The sequence below is a fragment of the Pseudoxanthomonas kalamensis DSM 18571 genome (assembly GCF_010211745.1).
Taxonomy (GTDB): domain Bacteria; phylum Pseudomonadota; class Gammaproteobacteria; order Xanthomonadales; family Xanthomonadaceae; genus Pseudoxanthomonas_A; species Pseudoxanthomonas_A kalamensis.
In genome coordinates this window covers 1-2,330 of sequence record NZ_PDWQ01000011.1, presented here as the reverse complement: position 1 = coordinate 2,330, position 2,330 = coordinate 1, and the positions used below count along the sequence as shown (strand labels likewise).

At 49.6% G+C, this 2,330-nt stretch carries 4 protein-coding genes; all 4 read left to right on the top strand.

Annotated elements, in window-relative coordinates:
* On the top strand, positions 1 to 806 hold an 806-nt coding region (bet, locus tag CSC70_RS13590; RefSeq protein WP_425501589.1), incomplete at its 5' end, for a phage recombination protein Bet.
* Complete coding sequence (locus tag CSC70_RS13585; protein ID WP_162457181.1) at positions 803 to 1,483, top strand: lambda exonuclease family protein; 681 nt, start codon at positions 803 to 805, stop codon at positions 1,481 to 1,483. The genes bet and CSC70_RS13585, both read left to right, overlap by 4 nt.
* Entirely contained in the window at positions 1,474 to 1,662 is a 189-nt protein-coding gene (locus tag CSC70_RS13580; RefSeq protein ID WP_001251812.1) for a DUF1317 domain-containing protein, read from the top strand. Before CSC70_RS13585 ends, CSC70_RS13580 begins: the two co-directional genes overlap by 10 nt.
* Positions 1,635 to 1,826, top strand: a complete 192-nt coding sequence (locus CSC70_RS13575; RefSeq protein ID WP_015979260.1) for a DUF1382 family protein — start codon at positions 1,635 to 1,637, stop codon at positions 1,824 to 1,826. The genes CSC70_RS13580 and CSC70_RS13575 overlap by 28 nt, the downstream gene beginning before the upstream one ends.
* Positions 1,827 to 2,330: the final 504 nt, after the last annotated feature.

Below are 2,330 nucleotides of genomic sequence, written 5' to 3'. Positions count from 1 at the left end.
GATTCAGAGGTATAAAACGAATGAGTACTGCACTCGCAACGCTGGCTGGGAAGCTGGCTGAACGTGTCGGCATGGATTCTGTCGACCCACAGGAACTGATCACCACTCTTCGCCAGACGGCATTTAAAGGTGATGCCAGCGATGCGCAGTTCATCGCATTACTGATCGTTGCCAACCAGTACGGCCTTAATCCGTGGACGAAAGAAATTTACGCCTTTCCTGATAAGCAGAATGGCATCGTTCCGGTGGTGGGCGTTGATGGCTGGTCCCGCATCATCAATGAAAACCAGCAGTTTGATGGCATGGACTTTGAGCAGGACAATGAATCCTGTACATGCCGGATTTACCGCAAGGACCGTAATCATCCGATCTGCGTTACCGAATGGATGGATGAATGCCGCCGCGAACCATTCAAAACTCGCGAAGGCAGAGAAATCACGGGGCCGTGGCAGTCGCATCCCAAACGGATGTTACGTCATAAAGCCATGATTCAGTGTGCCCGTCTGGCCTTCGGATTTGCTGGTATCTATGACAAGGATGAAGCCGAGCGCATTGTCGAAAATACTGCATACACTGCAGAACGTCAGCCGGAACGCGACATCACTCCGGTTAACGATGAAACCATGCAGGAGATTAACACTCTGCTGATCGCCCTGGATAAAACATGGGATGACGACTTATTGCCGCTCTGTTCCCAGATATTTCGCCGCGACATTCGTGCATCGTCAGAACTGACACAGGCCGAAGCAGTAAAAGCTCTTGGATTCCTGAAACAGAAAGCCGCAGAGCAGAAGGTGGCAGCATGACACCGGACATTATCCTGCAGCGTACCGGGATCGATGTGAGAGCTGTCGAACAGGGGGATGATGCGTGGCACAAATTACGGCTCGGCGTCATCACCGCTTCAGAAGTTCACAACGTGATAGCAAAACCCCGCTCCGGAAAGAAGTGGCCTGACATGAAAATGTCCTACTTCCACACCCTGCTTGCTGAGGTTTGCACCGGTGTGGCTCCGGAAGTTAACGCTAAAGCACTGGCCTGGGGAAAACAGTACGAGAACGACGCCAGAACCCTGTTTGAATTCACTTCCGGCGTGAATGTTACTGAATCCCCGATCATCTATCGCGACGAAAGTATGCGTACCGCCTGCTCTCCCGATGGTTTATGCAGTGACGGCAACGGCCTTGAACTGAAATGCCCGTTTACCTCCCGGGATTTCATGAAGTTCCGGCTCGGTGGTTTCGAGGCCATAAAGTCAGCTTACATGGCCCAGGTGCAGTACAGCATGTGGGTGACGCGAAAAAATGCCTGGTACTTTGCCAACTATGACCCGCGTCTGAAGCGTGAAGGCCTGCATTATGTCGTGATTGAGCGGGATGAAAAGTACATGGCGAGTTTTGACGAGATCGTGCCGGAGTTCATCGAAAAAATGGACGAGGCACTTGCTGAAATTGGTTTTGTATTTGGGGAGCAATGGCGATGACGCATCCTCACGATAATATCCGGGTAGGCGCAATCACTTTCGTCTACTCCGTTACAAAGCGAGGCTGGGTATTTCCCGGCCTTTCTGTTATCCGAAATCCACTGAAAGCACAGCGGCTGGCTGAGGAGATAAATAATAAACGAGGGGCTGTATGCACAAAGCATCTTCTGTTGAGTTAAGAACGAGTATCGAGATGGCACATAGCCTTGCTCAAATTGGAATCAGGTTTGTGCCAATACCAGTAGAAACAGACGAAGAATTTCATACGTTAGCCGCATCCCTTTCACAAAAGCTGGAAATGATGGTGGCGAAAGCAGAAGCAGATGAGAGAAACCAGGTATGACAACCACGGAATGCATTTTTCTGGCAGCGGGCTTCATATTCTGTGTGCTTATGCTTGCCGACATGGGACTTGTTCAATGACACCTCAGCAGGAAAACGCCCTTCGCAGCATTGCCCGTCAGGCTAATTCTGAAATCAAAAAAAGCCAGACAGCAGTTTCCGGATAAAAACGTCGATGACATTTGCCGTAGCGTACTGAAGAAGCACCGCGAAACGGTAACGCTGATGGGATTCACACCGACTCATTTAAGCCTGGCAATCGGCATGTTAAACGGCGTCTTTAAGGAACGATGAACATGAAAAGCAAAATCATCAGGGAGCTACAGGCTCCTTTTTTATTATTCGCATTCACCCTCAAGCGTATTAACCAACAGTTCAGGGATTAATGAAAGATGGCAGACATCATTGATTCAGCATCAGAAATAGAAGAATTACAGCGCAACACAGCAATAAAAATGCGCCGCCTGAACCACCAGGCTATATCTGCCACTCATTGTTGTGAGTG